Origin of the sequence: Marinobacter bryozoorum (assembly GCF_023156245.1) — a bacterium.
GTDB classification, from domain to species: Bacteria; Pseudomonadota; Gammaproteobacteria; order Pseudomonadales; family Oleiphilaceae; genus Marinobacter; species Marinobacter bryozoorum.
This window is the reverse complement of sequence record NZ_JAKZAH010000001.1, coordinates 101187-121820: the sequence shown is the minus strand read 5'-3', so window position 1 is coordinate 121820 and position 20634 is coordinate 101187. Positions and strand designations below refer to the sequence as shown.

Below are 20634 nucleotides of genomic sequence, written 5' to 3'. Positions count from 1 at the left end.
CATACTCGACTAAGCTAGCGAATAACGAAGCTGGTCGGAACCTCATGGTACCCGACCAAAACCGTCGCTCTGGCAGGAGGTCCGTAATGCCGGGAAAACAGTTGAAAGCCTTCCTTGACCAATCCGGGGCCGATTACATCGCCCTCAACCATCCCCCAGCCTTTACCGCCCAGCAACTTGCCCATCACGGCCACATTGCCGGCGATCGCGTGGCCAAGACCGTCATCATCGAGCTGGATGGAAAAATGGCCATGCTGGTCATGCCCGCCACCTGGCGCATTCACTGGGAGCGCCTAAGTAACGTCCTGGAAACCGACTTCGTCGAACTGGCGGACGAAATGGAGTTCAAGGACCGCTTTCCCGACTGCGAAGTGGGTGCCATGCCCCCCTTCGGCCACCTGTTCGACATGCCGGTCTACTGTAGCGAAGCCCTCACCCGACAGCCGGATATCGCCTTTGCCGCTGGCTCCCACGAGGAGTCCCTGCATATGAAAACGTCGGACTTCCTGGCCCTGGTGAACCCGGTGGTGATCGAGAAAGGCTTTATTCGCCCGGGTGCCCGCAAGCCAGCCTGGATGCAGCGCCGTCAGCAAGCCCGGCCGGTTCCTTCCGCCGACCAGATCGAACAGTGGGAGCTGGCCGGCTACTGACCCCGAACAGCCCCGGCGCGCAACAGGTCAGTGAATTAACCCGGCGGGACACTGCCATCGCTTGCCAGTACCGTTAAGGTCCGTAAACTGGGGGGTCTGACCAGGGACTTCTATATGACTCAGACCTTCGACTTCATCGTGGTGGGCGCCGGTATGGTAGGCGCCGCCATTGCCAATGGCCTGGCCGCCCGGGGCCATCACATCGCCCTGATCGATCAGGGCACGGCCCCGCAGTTCTCGGCACAGGACGACCCGGATATCCGGGTATCTGCCCTCAGTGCAGGCAGTGAGCGCTACCTCCGGGAGCTGGGCGCCTGGGGTGACATCCTGGCCATGGCAGCCACCCCCTATCGTCGACTGGCCGTGTGGGAAGCGCCCGAACACCCGGTTGCGCAGTTGCTACCAGCCCGCCCCCCCAGAACCACGTTTTCCGCAAGCGACCTGAAAACGCCCCATCTCGGCCATATCGTGGAAAACCGGGTAACCCAGAAGGCACTCTGGGACCTGGCCAGCCGCCAGCCGACGGTCACGCTATACAGCGGTGCCGGCATTCAGTCCCAGGCTGATACCGGCGATCAGATTACTGCAACCCTGGAGAACGGGCAGACCGTCACCGGGCGCCTGCTGATTGGTGCAGACGGGGCTGGCTCCCGGGTGCGACAGCTAGCGGGCATCGGCGTCAGTCGCGACCAGTACCAGCAGCAGGCCCTGGTGGCCAGCGTGCGCTACCAGGGCACACCCGCGGATATTACCTGGCAAGCCTTCCACAGCAGCGGCCCCCGCGCTTTCCTGCCCTTGCACAGCGCAGGCCAGGCACATGCCGGGGAAAGCTGGGCATCGCTGGTCTGGTACGACGACCCGGCCGTACTCCGTGAACTCAAGGCACTCAGCGAACAGGATTTTATGGCCCGGGTTCGCGCCGGGTTCCCGGAGGAACTCCCCGACCTGACGGCGGTTGCCGCCAGGGCCAGCTTCCCTATCGCCCGCCAGCACGCCCATCACTATTTCCAGGGCCGGGTGGTGCTCGTGGGTGATGCTGCCCACACCATCAACCCGCTGGCCGGTCAGGGGGTCAACCTTGGCTTCCAGGATGCCCGCTGCCTGCAGCTGCTGCTGGATGATGCTCGCCGCCAGGGCCTGGACCCTGCTGAACCGCAGCTACTGGCCCAGTACGAAGCCCAGCGTCGCCCGGCCAACCGGCGAATGATGCTGACCATGGATGCCTTCTACCACCTGTTCAGCAACCACCGGACACCTCTGTGGGCCCTGCGCAACCTGGGGCTCGGCCTGGCGCAAGGCCTGCCGTTTGCCCGCAACCAGGTAGCCCGGTACGCCATGGGCATCGACGAAAGCCTGCCTGTACCGGTACAGGCGCTACTCAGGCGCTTACCCTCGCGCTGGCGTGAAGCCGGGTAAGGTATCCACCGCCCTACCCACAACCGTGATCATTGTCCACGAACCATCACACTGAACAAAAAGGATCCAGACATGGCAGAAACCATCTTCAGCAAGATCATCAAACGGGAGATTCCCGCCGATATTGTCTACGAGGACGATATCAGCCTTGCTTTCCGGGACATCAATCCGCAAGCGCCGGTGCACCTGCTGATCATCCCGAAGAAGGAAATCGCAACCATCAATGACATCGGCAAGGACGACCGAGAGCTGGTGGGTCACCTGTACTGGGTGGCGGGGGAGCTGGCCCGGGAAATGGGCTTTGCCGATGACGGCTACCGCACGGTAATGAACTGCGGGGAGAACTCCGGTCAGACGGTCTTCCACATTCACTTGCACCTGCTGGCCGGCAAGCCCCTGGGCTGGCCACCCTATACAGACAAGATGAAGCAGGCCTGATTGCCAATGGGGGCGGTTACTCGCCCCCGTACCCTGGCCATATCCTCCAGTCCACCGGTACTCTGCCACGAAAAATCAGCACAAGCTTGGTTCCTGGCTCGCCAATCTGCAATCATTGGAGGCTGTACTGCAGGGAACAACGCTGTGAAAAACGACTGTCATTACCACCCACTGGAGCCTGCCAAGTGGGTGTGCGGTGAGTGCCTGATCCACTATTGCCCCGGCTGTATGCCGGATGCCGATCCTGGACGCCACCACGGGCTCTGCCCCCACTGTGGCCGCACCCTGCGTTACCTCGGCGCCGCTACAGAAGCCGTGCCATTCTGGCAGCGGCTGTCGGCTTTCTTCCGCTACCCGTTCCACTGGGACCCTCTCCTGGTGGTCGCCTTCTGTACCCTGGTACCCATCTTCCTCGGCCAGGGGATTCTGGGCTGGGTCACCTACGTTGTACTCGCCCTGGTTCTGTTCAAGTATACCTATGCGGTTATTCGCTATACCGCTGAAGGCCACATGAAGCCACCACCGGTGGCCGCCGCCTGGTCCGGGGACGGGTTTGCGATCGGCATACAGCAGATGGTGGTGTTTATCGCCATGGTGTTGCTGGTGGGCTTCGCCATGGCGCTGCTGGGCCCGATTCCGGGGCTGGTGGTGGGTGCACTGGTGGTACTCGCCCTGCCGGCGTCCATCATGGTGCTGGCCATGGAAAACTCGGTATTCGCTGCCCTGAACCCGCTCAATCTCACCACCCTGATTACCGCCATCGGATGGCCCTATTTCCTGCTTTACGGATTCCTGATCCTGATGACCATGGCGTCGGGCGCCGCCCAGGATTTTGCCGTCAGCCACCTGGACCCGGAGATTGCTCAGCCGCTCTCCGGTTTTCTCAGCAGTACCTATATGCTCATCCTGTTCCACATGCTCGGGTACCTGCTGTTCCAGTACCAACAGGAGCTGGGGTTTGCCAGTGACTACCAGGATGATGAGGCGCCGGCAGATCCACAACGGGACCGAAGCCGCCGCATCGATGCGGATATCGACATGAATCTCAAGGAAGGGAACTACGATCGCGTGGCCGGCATTCTGGAGGAATCCCTCATACGGGACCCGGCCAACCCGACTCGCCTCGAACAACTCTACCGACTTTCCCTGGCCCGCAACGACCGGGAGGCGCTAAAGCGCCACCATGGCAAGCTGCTGCACTGGATGGTGGCCCTGCGCCGGCACCGTGAGATGAAAAGCCTGCTGGCACTGCTGCGTCAGCAGGATGCGGAGTTCCAGCCGGCGGACCCGGAACTTGTCGTGGCCTGCGCCGACCTGCTGTTCCTGCAAAGTGAGCCGAAACCGGCCCTGCAACTACTGAAGGACTTCCACAAACGCTTCCCCGAGAGTGACCAGGTGGCACCCGCCTGCATCCTGGTAGCCCGCATACTGGCCAACGACTTCAGACAGTGGCACAAGGCAGCGAGATTTCTCCGCTTTGCCAGGCAACACACCCGGGACCCCGGACTGACGAAAACCATCGACCATTACCTGGGCCTGGCGCAGCGTGAGGAACCCCTCAGGGCTCCCAGGGCCAGCTTTGCCCCGATGGCCGAGTAACCCGGCTATCAACAAAAAGGCGACCAGGCCGCAAAGCCCCGTCGCCTTTCATAACCGGCACCTGCACCACGATTTCTGGTGCAGGTTGAGTGTGAGCTGATCCGGGATCAGAAACCCTTGAAGCTCGCCACCCGGTCCGCGTGATAGCGGAAGTCGCCCAGCATCAGCTGTACCGGACGGGCACGTTTCATGAACAGGCCGATATCGAATTCATCGGTCATGCCCATACCACCGTGCAGCTGAACGCCTTCGTTGGTGACCAGTTCGGCCACCTGGCTCGCCTTGGCCTTGGCGGCACTGGCCAGCATGGAGGCCTGGTCGTCATTGGCATCAAGGGCCATGAAGGCCTTGAGCACCATGGACTTCAGCTGTTCCAGCTCACTCCACATATGGGCAGCGCGGTGCTGCAGGGCCTGGAAGGAGGAGATGTATACACCGAACTGCTTGCGCTCCTTCATGTAGGCCACGGCACGATCGAATGCTTCGCTGGACAGCCCCAGCAGCTCCGCGGCCAGGTGGGCACTACCGATATCCAGCAACTTCTGGAGCGGGCTGGCAGCCTGGTCCTTGTTTCCCAGTACCGCATCGGCACTGACGGCGACGTTTTCCAGGGTCACCTTCGCGTAGTTGCGACCGTCCGGGAAGGTGGTGCGCTCAACGCTCACACCTTCCGCTTTCGGGTCCACCAGGAACAGGGTGATACCGGATTCGTCCCGCTCTCCGCCGCTGGTGCGGGCTGAGACGATCAGTGTGTTGGCGATATGGCCATCCACCACAAAGGTCTTGCGGCCGTTAAGCACAAAGCCTTCGCCCTGGACCTCGGCTTTCGTCGCTACCCGGAAAGGCTGGTGGCGACCGGCTTCGTCAATAGCCAGGGCTACCAGGTGGCTGCCATCGGCGATGCCCTTGAGGATGTCTTTCTGGCTGTCGTTACCGGCCAGCATCAGGGCGCAGGCGCCCAGCACACCGGAGGCAAACAACGGCGATGCGGCCAGGGTGCGACCACCTTCTTCCATCACCTGTCCCATGCCCACGTGGCCAAACTCGGAACCGCCGTGGCTTTCCGGGATCAGGGTGCCCGCCAGGCCCAGTTCAACCGCCTGGTTCCAGAACTCCGGTACGTAGCCGAGGGCGTCTTTCTCGTCCCGCAGTTTGCGCAACTGGGACACCGGGGCCTGCTCGCTGAACAGGCCTCGGGCGGCGTCCTTCAGCATCTGTTGTTCTTCAGTCAGTACAAGCTTTTGCATGATTATCTCCGCCCTTAGCCCAGTCCGAGAATGTTTTTGGCGATAATATTGAGCTGAACCTCGGTGGTGCCCCCTTCAATGGAGTTCCCCTTGGTGCGCAGCCACTGTTGCGGCAGTGCACCGGCCGGCCGGTCGTCGCCTTCCCACAACAGGCCTTCACTGCCGTAGGCGGCCACCAGCAGCTCGTAGCGGCGTTTGTTCAGCTCGGTGCCAGCGTACTTGAGCATGGCTGATACGTTGCCCACGCCCTGACCCGACTTGGCTTCATCACGGGCCCGCTCGGCGGTCAGCTCGTAGCCGATGGAGTCAATTACCCAGGAGGCAACTTCCGTACGGAGCATCGGGTCAGCAAGCTTGCCATCTTCCAGGCCAACGCCATCTACCGCCAGTTCCGCGAGGGTCTTCTGGCCGGCAGCCGTGCTGCCCATATTGCCGATCATGCTGCGCTCGTGGGTCAGCAGGTACTTGGCAATGGTCCAGCCCTTGTCCACGTCGCCTACGACCTGGTCTTTCTCCACACGGACGTTGTCCAGGAAGGTTTCACAGAACGGGGATTCGCCGGAGATCAGCTTGATGGGACGAGTGGATACCCCCGGGGTTTCCATATCGAACAGGACCAGGCTGATACCTTCCTGTTTTTTCACGTCCGGATTGGTGCGCACCAGGGCGAACATCCAGTCCGCCTTGTCGGCGTAGGAGGTCCAGATCTTCTGGCCGTTAACGATGAAATGGTCGCCCTTGTCCTCGGCCTTGGTCTGCAGGCCTGCCAGGTCGGAACCCGCGCCTGGCTCGGAATAACCCTGGCACCAGCGGATCTCACCGCGCACGATGGGCGGCAGGTGCTGTTGCTTGAGGGCCTCGGAACCGAACTTGAGAATGGCGGGGCCAATCATCCAGATACCAAAGCTGTTCAGGGGTGGCCGTGCCTGGATACGGGACATCTCTTCCAGCAGGACCTTGTGTTCGTCACGGCTCAGGCCACCACCGCCGTACTCCGTGGGCCAGTCAGGCGCAGTCCAGCCTTTCTCGGCCATGCGCTCCAGCCACAGGCGCTGGTCGTCGCTCTGGAACTGGAAGTTACGACCACCCCAGCAAGCGTCCTTGTCGCTCTTGAAGGGGGACCGCATGCTCTGGGGGCAGTTTTCTTCAAGCCATGCCCGGGTTTCCTGACGGAAGGTTTCCAGATCAGTCATGCTTGCTCTCCTTGGGGCAGCACAGGTCGGCCACGGGTCGGGCCGGTTGGTGTTTTGGTAACGGTGCTGCCGGTGTCACATTGGAATTCTGTTCCGCCCAGCAAAAACGGAGGGCGGATAACCGACCGAATAATGCCTTATCCGAAGCCGGCCTGTCATGCCCCTGAATGGAAAGATTTTCGAGAAATCACACAAAAACCTTAAAAACCAATACGTTATGTTAGCCACCTTCAATACACAACTGTACGGTTCGCGAAACCGACGCATGCCCGGGACAAGCCGGCGCTCAGAGGGACCTGACCAGCTCGCGGTATTCATTGGCCCTGGACGCCATCTGGCGCTTGCCGAACTCGGCAGCCAGTAACTGGCCCGCCTCACGGACCTGCTCCTGCGACCCGGATTCACGCAACCTGGCAAATGCCCTTTCCGCCACCCCGAGGTCATCCCCACGAAGGGCGGCAAACAACACGCGGTTATGCTCCTCCGGATCCAGCGGCTGGTGACTTTCGGCCAGGTCCAGGTACTCCTGCCAGGTCTTCACCAGGTTCTCCGTTTGCTGCAAGCGCAGGTAGGTGTGTAGTAACTCGACAGTACGCTCACGGTAATCAGGCAGGTCCGGACGCAGCCTGGCCAACAGGTAGAGGTGCTCCAGCGCGACGGGCCGCTCCGGGTTGGCCTGCCACAGGGCCTCGAAGCGCTTGCGCGCGGTGCCGAAATCCATACGGGCGACAGCCTCCAGGGCGCGGGCATAGTCTGCGGAAAAGGCCTCATCCTGGTCGTCCTGCTCCGGCTCGTAGAATGCCTCCCTGGCCTGGAACCAGCCCTTGCCCAGCAGGAGCACCAGTGCCGCCCCGGCCAACAGCCCACCGGCGTGTGCCAGGTAGGCAACCCCGGTGGCGCCGGCCATGACGTAGTCGTAGATTTCCTTGGCCAGCCAGACCGGAAGAATCACCAGCGCCGGTGCCCGGAAGTAGTTGAAATATACCCCCAGGAAGTAAAAAAAGCGGATTCGCTGCAGGCCGTAGAAAGCCACGTACATGCCCATCAGCCCGGAAATGGAGCCGGAGGCTCCCACCAGCGCCACGGGCTCGTTCCAGTGAAACAGCCCGTGCACAGCCCCGGCAACGACGCCACACAGCAGGTAGGCCAGCAGATAACGACCCGGCCCAAGGGCTTTCTCCACGGTGTAACCCAACAGGAACAGGAAAACCAGGTTGCCGACCAGGTGCCCCCAGCCGCCGTGAAGGAACTGGTAGGTGATAAACCTGTACAGGGACGGCTCCGCGGGAATCAACCCGGCCTCGTTGGCGCTCAGGCGGTTAATGAACCGTTCCTGGATGGGGGCCCTGTGCTCGGCCCAGTACGCACGCTCGGCGCTGTTCATGACCAGCTCCCGGTTGTCCACCAGGTAAGCCATGAACGCCCGGTCGCTCAGGATACCGGCCGCCAGGCCGACCCGTTCACCCCCTCGCTGGAGCAACCGAAGGTAGTCCAGGCGTTCTTGCGCCCCCGACTCTCCCCGCAGCTGCTGCCGTTCCAGGTAATCCAGGTAAAGGGGCAGTTCAAGCTCGTCGAGGTTCGCATCCAGGTAGGTGCTGATGGCCTGGCCCATAAGGCGGGGATCCTTCGCCTGGTAGAAAAGGAATACCAGCAGGCAGGCCAGCATCAGCGCCAGCGTCATCCACGGCGGGTTCTTCCAGTCCAGTTTCCGTTCAGCGGGCAGGATGATCATCGGCGGCCACTTTTCAGCACAATCGGTCGTTGGTCAGAACGGTTTCTACCACAGCGGCGCCAGCATTTCGCGGTGTAATAGCACGACATGGCAACAAACCGGACGAAACCTCAGCGTCCACCGTCCACCCCAGCAGCAGGAGTTACCCATGTCATACCCATGTCACAACAATGTCATTCAATTGGATCAAACGAACCGGGTGAATGGTCACAAGGTATTGCCAAGCCCCCGGATACCAACGATAGTATGTGGGAATAAAAACAATAGCCTGACCCAATGAGATAAGGAATACGACATGACCGTACTCGTACTGGATAGCCCGGAGCTGATCGCACGCGCCGCTGCTCTTGAAGCAGCCCAGACCAGAACACAGGTCCCGGCGGAGAGTGCCAGGGTTGTCAATGGGGAGGCAGATACGCGACCGCAAGGCTTGCCGTTCTACGCCCGGCAGGAAGAGAAACCGGGCGGGCAACAGCCAGATGCGCTGGCACTCGTCGTCTGAAACAGACTCAGGGCCCGGATTCCTGTGGATTACGGGCCTCTACAGATCCTTTTCCTGTCAGCCTGTCAGCCCGCAAACCTCAGGGCTGAACCTGCACCACGTTCCAGATCAGCAGTAGCGCCATCACCACCATACTGAGCCAGGTCAGCAAGATACCGACCAGGCGAGCCTTGTGGGGGCCACCATGGCCATTAAGCATCCCGAAGGCATGCAAAATACGCCCGCCAACGAATGCCATACCCACCCAGTAGATCCACTGGGCACTGACGCCATTAAGCTCACCGATCCCCATGAGGATCAGCGCAACCGGGGCGTACTCAACGAGGTTGCCCTGGGCCCGGTCCGCAGCCTGGAACTGGACGTCTTCATTGACGCCCAGACCCTGGCGGTACCTGAGTCGGTATTTCGAAACCTGGAAAGACAGGAACAACAGCAGCAAGGCTGTCACTGCCGCATAGACAGCCGTTACAGGCATCAGCATAGATCAGGCCTTCTTGATTGCGCTGACCACCGCCAGCAATAACACAGCACCGACGGTGGCAGTGACCAGCTCACCGATTCGACCTTCCGGCGCCAGTTGCAGCATCCGGAACAGGAAACCGCCGACAAAGGAGCCAACGATACCAATACCGATATTGGCCAGCACACCGAAGCCACGCCCTTTCATGATCAGGCCCGCCAGCCAGCCGGCCACACCACCGATTATCAAAAACAGAATCAGGTTCATCCGTGCCACTCCCCCGGTTAAGGAACCCCTGGATACGCCCGTCAGGGACGATTGGACTCCATCGGAATTCCATTGCACAACGAAGACAGCCCACCTGGTTACAGGCAGGCTGTCCGGTTTTTAGTGCATCGAGATTGCCCTGATTTTCAAACGCATGCAAGCTTCAGGCACCGGCTGGCAAGGCGCTCACCGGGTGGGACAGATCCCGGGTCGCTTCCACCACGAACCGCAGGGGACCGCTGGCATCAACGGAGTCGAAAGGATAGCAGGTGACCAGTACCAGGGAGTTCTGGTCATACCGGCCCAGTTCAATCTGCTCCTGGCGACTGTCGACGACCCGCACCGACGCTACCCGGTACCGCCGCCAGTCGCCATCCGCAAATTGCAGGCGCACAGGGTCCTCCGGGCGAATAGCCTCCAGGGGGCGGAAATGAGTGTCCCGATGCCCGGCAATCACCACGGGGGCAGACGGCTGGACACCGGGTTCAGGCCCCACCACCTGGCCAGGACCAAAGGCCAGGCTTTCACCGTGCCCGCCCGACAACACCACCAGTGCCGACGACTCACCGGGCAGTTGCAACTGCGCCACTGGCCAGGTATCGGCCCAGGGCCAGGGCGGGCTCTGCTGCTGGGCCGCCTGGGTGCGGGCCCAGGCCAGGGTAAGCAGCTCCTGGGCCATAACCGCCTTGAGCGGGATCCAGAGGCCCGCCAGCAGCAAGCCGGCAGACAGGGTGACAAGTATCAACAGCATCCGCCCCATGGTCACACCCTCCATAAACGACGAATAAAGGCCAGCACACCGGCCAGCATCAACCCGATCAATCCAGCGGTCATCAGCAGGGGCGCCGGGGTTGCCGTTTGCGGGTAGGCTATACGCTGCGCGGCGCTACCCGCCGGCATCAACGATGGCACTGCTGCAGGCTCCAGCGGATCCTCAACGGGCCTCGATGGGGTGCTGTCGATGGCCACAAAGCTGGTAAACGGGGTCACCAGGTGATGTTCCAGGGCCAGGGCCAGCACCGGTTCCCGGATCGAAGTTCCGGGCTCACCGGTCCGTTGCTGGTCAAGCAACCGGTCCACCTGACCCCGGGCCCACAGCCTGTGCCCCCCCTCTCCCGGTGCCGCCTGGCCCAGGGCCAGCGACCGTTGCCAGGACCGATCACCAGGCAGCGCCCCACTGACGACGAGCTCGCCGTTCGGCTTGGCGCCACGGGCTACCAGCACCATAGGCTCCCCCAGATAAAGGTCACCCACCCTGTCGGGAACCTGCGTGCCGGCATCAAAGCCATCCGGCCAGCTCACCCGGATGTCCGTCAGCGCCGGCGACTGCATCTTCCGGAACAGGGTGGCAAGCCGCGTAGCGACCTCCGACAGATCACCGATCGCCGTATAGGTGCCCCGACCGAAGCGGGCCGCCTGTCGCATGAAATGCCGGTTGGGGGCCGATCCGATGGCTACGGTGAACAGCCGACTTGTACCCAGTTGCCGGTGAATCTGGCTGAACAGCGCCTGCTCGTTGCCTACCGCCCCATCGGTGACAAAAACCACCTGCCGCAGGTCGGTACCCGGAGATAAGTCTCCCCCGTTCAATGCCGCCTGGATAGCGGGAGCCATCTCGGTTCCGCCATTGGCCGCAAGCCCCCGGATATAGCGACGGGCCCGGCCCAGGTTGTCTGCCGTAGCCGAAACAGAGGTCGGGAAGAGCCGGCGGGTCTGACTGCTGAACTGGATGACATTGAAGGCATCCCCGGGCGCCAGGGTATCCAGCGCCGCCAACAAGGCCTCCCTTGCCTGCCGGATGGAATCTCCCGCCATGGAACCGGACGTATCGATCACCAGGACCAGCTCCCTCGTCAGCGACTCCTGATCCTGCTCGCCGGGCACCAGCATGGCCATCACATAGTCCTCACCCTGCCACTGTTCGTGGAACACCGCGGCCGTCGGCTCACGTCCTCGCTCGGGTCGCCAGGTCAGCCGGAAATCCCGATCCATGGCTATGGCTTGAGCGGAGGGCGTGACGATGATGGTATTACCGTTCCGCTCCTCTGTAATGTCATGGCTGGCACTGTCCACTCGCCCCACCGGTACCCCCGTTCGCAACTCAACGGCGATCGTCGCCTGGTGGCTACCCGTGGCAACATCATTTACACCCACCTGCAGTGGCGTAATCCGGTTAGCGTCCGCCACCTCACTGGTGGGCATAGCCCAGCCGCCGGCCCACTCTCTCTGCCCTGCTGCTTCCGGGTGCCCCGGGATATAGCGGGGGGTTAGCGTGGTCGGCAGACTCAGCTGGAACTCGCCGCTGTCGTATAGAATCTGCTGCTGAAAACGCAGCTCTACGGTGACGGACTCACCGGGGGGAATATTCGCCAGCCGGGTAGTAAACAGATTGGGACGCTGCTGGTCCACCCGGGCGGCTTGCCGCCCCTGCTCCCTGGCGGCCTCGTACTCCCGCTTTGCTTGCTCCCGTTCGCGAATTTCACCCACGATAACCCGCTCACCGGCGGTCATCGTCATGGCGTGGACCGATGCGTTTTCCGGCAGCGGAAAGGTATAGACTCCCTCCTGCCACTGATCGGAGTCATTCCCGAATCGCTGCCTCAGCCTGGTTTCCGCCAGCAGGCCAGTGACCGTTACCTGGTAGTCGGTGGTCAGCACGGGCGCCGCCTGGCGTTCCTGTCCATGGAGGAAGTGAAACTGACCGCTGCCATGGGCTACCTGCTGTTCGGACGCTTCCACAAACAGCGGCTGCACGAACAGCAGCATCAACAGGGCCAGCCACAGACTGGCGCCTTCCATACGCCGCAGTTGTTTGCGGGTCAGGCGACGATGGCGGACTGGGCGGCGGTAACCGGGCAAGGGTTGCACGGGTAGCATGGCAGGGCTCCTTCTGTGTTGTCATTGACGTTGTGCTGAACCCATTAAAACGCCGGCAAACGACGAACCCGTGCTGCAATCTGGCAGCGAAGCGTGCAGAAAATGATGAATTGTGGCAATCCGTCCCCGGGCGACACCCGCAAGCTTGTCCGCCCTGGGCGGGACCGTTACATTTGGACCACGCTTACAGAGAAGTGACCGGATCCCATGAAAAAACAGATCGTGCTGGTAGAGGATGAGCCCGCTATCCGGGAAAACTACCGGGATGCCTTCGAACGACGGGGCTATCAGGTGGCCCTGTACGGCGACCGGGGCAGTGCCTGGCAGGCACTGAAAACCCGGCTGCCGGACCTGGCCGTCATCGACGTGGGGCTCGGGGACGAGCCGGAGGGCGGCTTCGATCTTTGCCAGGACCTGCGCCGGTTGTCCGCCACGGTGCCGATCATCTTCCTGACCGCCCGTGACAGCGACATCGACTCGGTGCACGGCCTCCGCCTTGGCGCGGACGACTATGTCACCAAGGACATGAGCCTGGACCACCTGCTGGCGCGCATTACTGCCCTGCTGCGTCGGGCTGATGCCTGGGCCGAGGCCCTTCAACAGCCTGACGAAGTATTACAGCGAGGCCGCCTGGCCATCAACGTGGACCGCATGACCGTAGCGTGGAATGGCCGGCCGGTAGACCTGACCGTGACCGAGTTCTGGATGCTGCACGCCCTCGCCCGCCACCCCGGCCATGTGCGCAACCGGGACCAGCTGATGCAGGCCGCCAGCACGGTACTGGACGACAACACCGTGACCTCCCATATCAAACGCATTCGCCGCAAGTTCCAGCAGGCAGACCCGGATTTCGATAGCATCCAGACCGCCTATGGCATGGGTTATCGCTGGCATGCCCGTGAGGTGTAAGGCTTGACCCTGAAACGGCAACTCTTCCTGGCCAGCCTGCTGATGCTGGTCATCCCCTGGGCAGGGCTACAGTTTGTACTGGAACTGGACCAGGCCCTGCGGGCCCAGGCCCAGGAACAATTGCTGGGTCAGGCCCGGCGAATGGCTGATGTGGTCGCAGCCGAACTCAGCGGCCAGCCACCGCTGACAGAGCTGGAGCATGCCATATTCATGCACCGGGCGGACCGCCCGATTCACCTGGATGGCTACGGCGATGAATGGCCGGGGTTCCAGGACGGCAACCAGTCCTGGCAAAGCCTGGCGGGACAACCGGATATCCGCTGGCAGGCGGCCTCCCACGGCGGCTATTCCTATTTGCTGATCAATGTCCGCCACCCGGCACCGGCCTACCTGGACCCCGGAAACCCTGACAAACCCCATGAATTCCTGCGCCTGCGCTGGCGCACGGATACCCTTGTCACCGAGCGCATCATCCATACCCCGACCCAGGGCCAGGTGGTGGGTCGCTACCCCTATAACCTCTCACGCAGGGATCACCGGGTATCCGGACAGTGGCATACCGTCAGTGGTGGTTACCAGGTGGAGCTGCGCCTGCCCCGGCTCTCCCCCGGGGACCAGTTGGGGCTGGAAGTGGCCTGGCCGGACCCCGCACAGCCGGGCATGTACCTTACCTCCGGAACGCAGCTGGATCCGATCCCCCTTGTCACCGGGCGGGATCCGTCGCTGGAAGCCCGGCTGGCTACCCTGCTGTCTCCAGGCCAGCAGGTTCTTGTCAGCGAACCCGCCGGCTGGCTGATCGCCCGGGACGAAGCTCCCATGCCGGACAAGGGGCGCAGCTTCGGGCAACTTTCGCCCCTGGAGATTATCGAACAGATCACCCTTACCGGCCTGCGAGCCCTCGTGAGGGTCTACCAGCCGGAGCCTCGCCCTTTCCCGACAGACCGGCTCCAGGCCCTGGAACCGGGCACGGGCGGGCTGGTACAGCAGGATGACCGGATTCACCTGATGGCCGTGGCTGCCACGGACGACGAACGCAGGCTGGTGCTGACCCAGTCCCTTGACCAGATCCTGGCCTTGTCGGGCAATACGCTGGGCTCGGTGATCGCCCGCAGTGTGTTGTTGATTATCGGCCTGATGCTGGTGTTGCTGGGTTATGCCAGCTGGCTCTCCTGGCGGATTGCCCGGTTACAGCGGGCGGTCAATGCCAGTGTCGATCCGGATGGCCGGATTCTGGGGCGCATTCCACCCAGCCGCGCCCCTGATGAGCTGGGCGAACTCAACCGGCACTTCGGCCATATGGTGGACCGGCTGCAGGGTTATACAGACTACCTTGAAAGCTTTTCCCGACGCCTGTCCCATGAGCTGAAAACACCGGTGGCCGTGATTCGCTCCTCCCTGGACAACCTGGAACATGCCGATAATGACAAGGAACGCGCCGGCTACCAGAGCCGGGCCCGCCAGGCCACCGACCGCCTCAGCCAGATTTTGCAGGGCATGAGCGAAGCCGCCCGGCTGGAGCAGAGTTTTGACCAGGCGGATCGAGAGCCCTTTGACCTGGCGGAGGTCCTCGCAGAAGCCACCGCCGCCTACCAGTCCCTGGATACGGATCACCGGCTTGCCTATGAAGGCCCGGCGACGGAGTGCCGGATGACCGGCTCACCGGAGCTGATGGTGCAGTTACTGGACAAGCTGGTGGACAACGCCCGGGACTTCACACCAGCCGGGGGCCTGGTACTGGTCACCCTGGCCCGGTCGGGCGATCAACTGCGACTATCGGTATTCAACGAAGGATCAAGCCTGCCCCGGGATCTCACCGGGGAGATTTTCAACCCGTTCGTATCCGTGCGGGAAGGTAGTGGCGAAGGCCATCTGGGACAGGGGCTGCTCATCGTGCGGCTGATAGCCGAACACCATGACGGGCAGGTTCAGGCGAGCAACCAGGTGCACAACGGCGTGCCCGGGGTGCGTTTTGACGTGGACCTGCCGGCGCTTTGAGGTCACGCCGGCGGGCAGGTTCAGTCAAAGTCACCGCTGAACTGGCGATAGAATTGCTGGGCCGTGCGCCCGCTGCGGCCACCCCGGCTGGTGGCGAAGCGCATCGCATGACTGTGCAGGGTTTCCCGGTCAGCGACATCCGGGAACAGGGCGTCCACCGCCTGCAGGTAGATATCTTTCGGGAACGGATAGAACGACAACTGCAGCCCGAACCGGTCTGCCAGCGACACCTGCTCTTCGATGGCCTCCGCCGGATGCAGTTCGCCGCCTTTGACCTCACTCTGCAGGTTATCCGCCATGAACTCCGGCATCAGGTGGCGCCGGTTGGAGGTGGCGTAGACCCGCACATTCTCCGGCGGTAACTCGAGGGAGCCTTCCAGCACACTCTTGAGCGCCTTGTAGCCGGACTCCCCCGCCTCGAAGGACAGGTCATCACAGTAGATGACAAAGCGCCAGGGCTGCTCGGCGATGTCATCGACAATCTCTGTCAGATTCACCAGGTCGTCCTTGTCCACCTCGATCATCCGCAGGCCCCGGTCCCCGTAGCGGTTCAGGGTGGCCTTGATCAGGGAGGACTTGCCGGTGCCCCGGGAACCCCAGAGCAGGGCGTTGTTGGACGGCTCTCCGGCCAGGAAACGCTCGGTGTTACGGGCCAGGGCATCCTGCTGGCGCTCAATCCCCTGCAACTGGCCCCACCCTATCGGGTCCAGTCGTGTGATCGGCCGCAAGCCCTGCCGGTGCCGGCGCCAGACTGCTGCCAGGTGGCGGGACCAGTCAACCGGTTGTGGCTCAGTCATTGCCAGGCTCTCCCACCGCCCGGGCCAAGTAGACGGTATTGGTGGCCTCGCGATTCTGGAACGGGTTGAAGAAAGACACCACACGGGCCTCGGGGGCCACGAAGACGGCCTCCAGTACCGCCAGGAAGTCATCATCCGGCGGCTCGTTGGACCACATACCGAACATGCCACCCGGCTTGAGCTGTCGGGCCATGCGCCCCAGGGAATCGGCGTTGTAGAAGGTGGCGTTGGACTCGTTCAGCAGCGCCCTGGGGGAGTGGTCGATATCCAGCAGGATGGCATCGAACCGGCGCCCCGGATGCTGCGGGTCGAACCCCCGCCCCGGGTCGGCCAGGTCGAAGAAGCTGCCGTGGATATAACGACAGCGGGGATCCTCGTTGAGCACCTGGCCGAGCGGAACCTTTTCCTGCTCATGCCAGTGAATGACCGTACCCAGGGCGTCCACCACCAGCAGCTCGCCCACCCGGTCGTTGCGCAGCGCCGCGTCGGCGGTGTAGCCAAGCCCAAGGCCACCAACCACCACCGCCAGGTCTTCCCCCTTGGTAATCTCCAGGGTCAGGTCCGCCAGGGCCACTTCCGCATCCACGAACATGCTGGACATGAGGAACTCCTCACCCAGCTTGACCTCGTAGATATCCCGGTCGCCCAATGCCGGAATCCGGCGGCGGCGCAGGGTGATTTCCCCCAGGGGGGATGGCTGGCTGTCGATCTGTTCAAACAGAAGGCCCATGGTCCGGCTCCGAGTTAAAAACCCGCATCTTACCACTTGCGACAAATCACCACATGATCACCGCACGCCGTGGCTTGAATCAGGGGCCACTACACCCCATCTTTTTGCAAATACCGACGGAGATTGAACCATGAGTGACATCAAGCATGTGGTCTGCCCCCACTGCCAGAAAGCCAACCGTGTGCCGGCTGACCGCCTGCAGGACCGGCCCAACTGCGGCGCCTGCAAGAAGCCGCTGGTGAGCGGTGACATCGCGGAACTGACAGATACCGGCATGGCCGGCTTCACAGGCAAGTCTGACCTGCCAGTGCTGGTGGATTTCTGGGCCAGCTGGTGCGGCCCCTGCAAGGCCATGGCGCCAGGCTTTGAGGCTGCTGCACGGCAGTGGGCCGGCAAGGTGGCCTTCGCCAAGCTCAACACGGAGCAGGCCCAGCAGGCTGCAGCGCACTATGGCATCCGCAGCATCCCTACCGTGATCCTGTTCCGGGGTGGCCGGGAAGTCGCCCGCCAGAGCGGGGCCATGCAGGCCAGTCAGATTGACGCCTGGCTTCAGCAGCAGGTGTAGAGATTCCAGCCCCCTTCCGGGGCCTGGAACAGCGTGGTCAGAGATCGACGCCAAGCGCCTTCGGAACGATACCCGAGGTCATAATGCCCCAGCGTTTGCCATCCACCTGGATAGGAACGTAGATAACCAGCACCACGTTGTTGGTACCTGGCAAAACGAAGGTGCCCATGCCCAGGAAAGTACATTTCCTCAGGTTCTCGAGCTCCTGGCCGCTGGCAGTAAATCGCTTGTGGACACTGCGGGCGGCATCCACCCGCGGATCCCCGGTCATGGGCTGGGCACTGGCACTGCGGGCGATAGGCAGGTAACCGTTCTGGTCCGTCGGCAGGGTGTAGATGATGCCATCCTTTCCGCCCAGGTCCCACTCATCCAGTAACGGCTGGATACGCTTCCCCAGGGCATCGGCCCAGCTGTTGTCGAACTTCTGGCCGCCGGTGTCCGGAATTTCCCTGTAATTATAGTCGAACAAGTTATAGCCCTGCTGGCGCAGGTCTTCCATGATGTCCTCAAGCTGGTCGCGACGGGCAAAGAGCTTGTTGATCATGGCCTCCAGGGGGCCTTCCCCCAGGTTGAAGCGGCACAGGGCCTGGAGAACCAGGTTGGTGTTGTCCCTCAGGGCATCGGTCTGGGTGAAGATCTCGGCCATGCCGTCGCGGATCTGTTCACTGCGATCGCGGATTTCCGCCGCGTGGCCGTGGGTTTCAGTGTTTGTGGCAGTGAGTTCTTCCAGCGAGCTGCTCACCATCAACAGGTCTTCGTGGGCCTGGGTGAAGTCAGACACCATGGTGCCGAACTGATCCGCCGCCGAACGCACAGACTCACCGGCAGTGGCGCTCTGGGTCATGATGGACTGAGCCTGGTTGCCGGCGCCCGACATGGCGTTAATCATCTCTTCCAGCAGGCTGCCAATCTGGTTGGCCGCCTCGCCTACCCGCACTGACAGGTTGCGTACCTCGTCGGCCACCACCGCAAAACCACGACCCTGTTCACCGGCCCGGGCGGCCTCGATGGCGGCATTCAGTGCCAGCATGTTGGTCTGCTCGGAAAAATCCTGAACCGTACCCAGGATTGTCCGGATCTGCCCCGAGGACTCCTCCAGCCGGGTAATATTGCCCTGGAACTCCCCCATCGCATTGTTGATGCTTTCTACCTGGAAGCGGGCCTCTCCCAGTTGCTGGCTGGACTCCCGGGCCACCTCCAGATTGCGGGTGTTCATCTCGGTAATGGTAGAAGTGCGACCGGAAATGTCCTGCAAGGCACTGGTGGTTTCATCACTGGCCTGGAAGATCTGCTCGGACAACCCCAGCTGACCGGAAGCCTGGCGATTGGCCTGCTCGGCCAGCAGTCGGCTCCTTGCCGACGAGAGGGAGATGGTGATGCTCTGGTGCTGGAAGTCCAGGATCATATCCCGCAGTCGCTTGGTAAAAGCTCCGTAGGCTCGCAGGTCGTCACTATCTGCATCCTCGGTCAGGGCCGGGGAGATATTAATCTGGTCGCCCCTGGATTTCTCCAGGACCTGGCCAATACCCTGCCGATCCCGGGAGCGAAGGCCCATATACCAACCCAGCGCCAGGACTGCACCGCCAAGCACCAGCGCCGCGGTCGTGGCCACCCCGCCAGCCGTGACAGCAACAGTCACGATCAACATCAGCTGCAGAACAACCAGCAGCATGGCTGAAGGGGCTGGCAGCCAGCGACTGGACCGGGCAGGCCGGGGCGACTCGGAGGACTGGAGATCCGGGGAAATACCCGCACTGGAAGAAAACTGCATGACGATTCCCTGAAGCGATATCAACTCGCCTGTTCTCGTTGTAATGACCCCTTACAACGGGGCAAACCTGAGAGCAGTATAAAGCCGAATCCCTCGCCAGACTGTGCGGTCAAACAGACGTTTGGATACTTTTTGTAACCGGACTGTCAATCCGGTTGGCAGAAGACCACACCTACCAGCTGCCGGAATTCTCCATACTGGCCCACGGTTCCCTTATCGGCAGGGATTCGCCTTTCTGAAGGAGTTCGACGGAGATACCATCCGGTGAGCGCACAAATGCCATCCGGCCATCCCGGGGCGGACGGTTGATGGTTACACCATGATCCTGCAGGTGCTGGCACAGGCGGTAGATATCATCCACTTCATAGGCCAGGTGCCCGAAGTTGCGACCGCCGGTGTAATCCTCCGGGTCCCAGTTCCAGGTCAGCTCGACCATCGGGGCCTGCTCGGCCTCCGCCCGTTGCTCATCCTCCGGTGCGGCCAGGAAGACCAGGGTAAAGCGACCCTTTTCCACGTCCTTGCGACGAACCTGCTTAAGGCCCAGAAGGTTACAGTAAAAATGCAGGGATTCGTCCAGGTCCCTGACCCGGACCATGGTGTGCAGGTATTTCATGGCAGGCTCCATTGATTTTTCAGGGCCAACAGTTTAGCCGGCCCGGAAGGGAGCAGGAAGCCCCCGGGCGGGCAGCAAGTCCCTGTCTGGTACCCGACAGGGAGATTGGGGACCCGCCGGTATTCAATGGCCGTTTCGGATCATCAATGGATTTGATGGTCGGTGTCGAAATATTCCGATTTCAGCCCCCGGTCGGCTGAACTAGGATAAAAAACGTATTAACGACACCACCACACAGATCACACTGAAAGGAGATCCCCCATGGCAAAGGTACTGGTGCTTTACTATTCAATGTACGGACATATGGAAACCATGGCCAAGGCCGTGGCCGAAGGCGCGCAAGGTGTTTCCGGCGCGGAAGTCACCGTCAAGCGGATTCCCGAGACCATGGACGCCGAGGCCTTCGCTAACGCCGGCGGCAAGGTGGACCAGCCGTACGAGGAAGCCTCGCCGGGCGAGCTGGCGGACTACGATGCCATCCTGGTGGGCACGCCGACCCGCTTCGGCAATATGTCCGGCCAGGTACGCACTTTCTTTGACCAGACCGGCGGCCTCTGGGCCCAGGGCAAGCTGTTCGGCAAGCTGGCCAGCGTGTTCACTTCCACCGGTACCGGTGGCGGCGAGGAACAGACCATCACCACTACCTGGGTGACCCTGGCCCACCATGGCATGACCCTGGTACCGATTGGCTATGGCACCCCGGAACTCTTCGATATCTCGAAGGTCAGTGGTGGTACGCCCTACGGTGCCTCCACCTACGCCGGGGGTGACGGCTCCCGCCAGCCGGACGACCGCGAACTGGCCATTGCCCGCTTCCAGGGCAAGCATGTGGCGGAGCTGGCGGTGAAACTGTTCAGCTGATTCGATACCTGG

The 20634-nt window shown here is 62.1% G+C and carries 20 protein-coding genes; 9 read left to right on the top strand and 11 right to left on the bottom strand.

Features of this window, described 5'->3' with window-relative positions:
- Positions 1-86: 86 nt before the first annotated feature.
- The 4 genes from MLC59_RS00505 (at position 87) to MLC59_RS00490 (ending at position 4103) form a co-directional block, all read left to right on the top strand.
- The gene (locus MLC59_RS00505; protein WP_248230048.1) at positions 87-650 is read left to right on the top strand and encodes an aminoacyl-tRNA deacylase; all 564 of its coding nucleotides are present in this window, start codon (positions 87-89) and stop codon (positions 648-650) included.
- A gap of 114 nt (positions 651-764) precedes the next feature.
- Positions 765-2066 carry an FAD-dependent monooxygenase gene (locus MLC59_RS00500; protein ID WP_248230046.1) on the top strand — a complete coding sequence of 434 codons (1302 nt, stop codon included), beginning with the start codon at positions 765-767 and terminating at the stop codon, positions 2064-2066.
- Between the two features lie 72 nt (positions 2067-2138).
- The gene (locus tag MLC59_RS00495) at positions 2139-2504 is read left to right on the top strand and encodes a histidine triad nucleotide-binding protein (RefSeq protein ID WP_248230044.1); all 366 of its coding nucleotides are present in this window, start codon (positions 2139-2141) and stop codon (positions 2502-2504) included.
- A gap of 144 nt (positions 2505-2648) precedes the next feature.
- Positions 2649-4103, top strand: coding sequence for a DUF4013 domain-containing protein (locus MLC59_RS00490; RefSeq protein ID WP_248230043.1), 1455 nt, complete (start codon positions 2649-2651; stop codon positions 4101-4103).
- Between the two features lie 107 nt (positions 4104-4210).
- On the opposite strand, the gene MLC59_RS00485 is transcribed toward MLC59_RS00490, so the two are convergent.
- From MLC59_RS00485 to MLC59_RS00475, 3 genes are all read right to left on the bottom strand, one after another.
- On the bottom strand, positions 4211-5350 hold the full coding sequence (locus MLC59_RS00485; RefSeq protein WP_248230042.1) for an acyl-CoA dehydrogenase family protein: 1140 nt from the start codon (positions 5348-5350) through the stop codon (positions 4211-4213).
- A gap of 14 nt (positions 5351-5364) precedes the next feature.
- Positions 5365-6543 (bottom strand): acyl-CoA dehydrogenase family protein, encoded by a 1179-nt coding sequence (locus MLC59_RS00480; RefSeq protein ID WP_248230041.1) that lies wholly within the window; start codon positions 6541-6543, stop codon positions 5365-5367.
- Between the two features lie 286 nt (positions 6544-6829).
- Positions 6830-8275, bottom strand: a complete 1446-nt coding sequence (locus tag MLC59_RS00475; RefSeq protein ID WP_248230040.1) for a rhomboid family intramembrane serine protease — start codon at positions 8273-8275, stop codon at positions 6830-6832.
- Positions 8276-8570: 295 nt separating this feature from the next.
- On the opposite strand from MLC59_RS00475, the gene MLC59_RS00470 reads away from it, so the two are divergent.
- Positions 8571-8777, top strand: a complete 207-nt coding sequence (locus MLC59_RS00470; RefSeq protein WP_248230039.1) for a hypothetical protein — start codon at positions 8571-8573, stop codon at positions 8775-8777.
- Between the two features lie 79 nt (positions 8778-8856).
- On the opposite strand, the gene MLC59_RS00465 is transcribed toward MLC59_RS00470, so the two are convergent.
- The 4 genes from MLC59_RS00465 to MLC59_RS00450 form a co-directional block, all read right to left on the bottom strand.
- On the bottom strand, positions 8857-9258 hold the full coding sequence (locus MLC59_RS00465) for an MAPEG family protein (protein ID WP_248230038.1): 402 nt from the start codon (positions 9256-9258) through the stop codon (positions 8857-8859).
- Positions 9259-9261: 3 nt separating this feature from the next.
- The gene (locus MLC59_RS00460) at positions 9262-9504 is read right to left on the bottom strand and encodes a GlsB/YeaQ/YmgE family stress response membrane protein (protein ID WP_248230037.1); all 243 of its coding nucleotides are present in this window, start codon (positions 9502-9504) and stop codon (positions 9262-9264) included.
- A gap of 163 nt (positions 9505-9667) precedes the next feature.
- Entirely contained in the window at positions 9668-10264 is a 597-nt protein-coding gene (locus MLC59_RS00455; protein ID WP_248230036.1) for a class GN sortase, read from the bottom strand.
- Between the two features lie 2 nt (positions 10265-10266).
- Positions 10267-12381, bottom strand: coding sequence for a marine proteobacterial sortase target protein (locus tag MLC59_RS00450; protein ID WP_248230035.1), 2115 nt, complete (start codon positions 12379-12381; stop codon positions 10267-10269).
- A 207-nt stretch (positions 12382-12588) separates the two neighbouring features.
- On the opposite strand from MLC59_RS00450, the gene pdsR reads away from it, so the two are divergent.
- Positions 12589-13290, top strand: a complete 702-nt coding sequence (gene pdsR / locus MLC59_RS00445) for a proteobacterial dedicated sortase system response regulator (protein WP_248230034.1) — start codon at positions 12589-12591, stop codon at positions 13288-13290.
- Positions 13291-13293: 3 nt separating this feature from the next.
- Positions 13294-15285: an ATP-binding protein gene (locus tag MLC59_RS00440; RefSeq protein WP_248230032.1), complete on the top strand. Its 1992-nt coding sequence runs from the start codon at positions 13294-13296 to the stop codon at positions 15283-15285.
- Positions 15286-15305: 20 nt separating this feature from the next.
- Here the strand turns inward: MLC59_RS00440 and MLC59_RS00435 are convergent, their stop codons facing one another.
- Together MLC59_RS00435 and MLC59_RS00430 are read right to left on the bottom strand one after the other, a co-directional pair.
- Positions 15306-16082, bottom strand: a complete 777-nt coding sequence (locus MLC59_RS00435) for an ATP-binding protein (protein ID WP_248230030.1) — start codon at positions 16080-16082, stop codon at positions 15306-15308.
- The gene (locus MLC59_RS00430; RefSeq protein ID WP_248230028.1) at positions 16075-16812 is read right to left on the bottom strand and encodes a spermidine synthase; all 738 of its coding nucleotides are present in this window, start codon (positions 16810-16812) and stop codon (positions 16075-16077) included. Before MLC59_RS00430 ends, MLC59_RS00435 begins: the two co-directional genes overlap by 8 nt.
- Positions 16813-16942: 130 nt before the next feature.
- Here MLC59_RS00430 and trxC point away from each other — a divergent pair, with 130 nt between their 5' ends.
- On the top strand, positions 16943-17377 hold the full coding sequence (gene trxC, locus MLC59_RS00425) for a thioredoxin TrxC (RefSeq protein WP_248230026.1): 435 nt from the start codon (positions 16943-16945) through the stop codon (positions 17375-17377).
- Between the two features lie 37 nt (positions 17378-17414).
- Here the strand turns inward: trxC and MLC59_RS00420 are convergent, their stop codons facing one another.
- Both MLC59_RS00420 and gloA read right to left on the bottom strand, forming a co-directional pair.
- Complete coding sequence (locus MLC59_RS00420; protein WP_248230025.1) at positions 17415-19148, bottom strand: methyl-accepting chemotaxis protein; 1734 nt, start codon at positions 19146-19148, stop codon at positions 17415-17417.
- A 172-nt stretch (positions 19149-19320) separates the two neighbouring features.
- Entirely contained in the window at positions 19321-19761 is a 441-nt protein-coding gene (gloA, locus tag MLC59_RS00415; protein WP_248230023.1) for a lactoylglutathione lyase, read from the bottom strand.
- Between the two features lie 261 nt (positions 19762-20022).
- On the opposite strand from gloA, the gene wrbA reads away from it, so the two are divergent.
- Entirely contained in the window at positions 20023-20622 is a 600-nt protein-coding gene (gene wrbA, locus MLC59_RS00410; protein ID WP_248230022.1) for an NAD(P)H:quinone oxidoreductase, read from the top strand.
- Positions 20623-20634 lie beyond the last annotated feature (12 nt).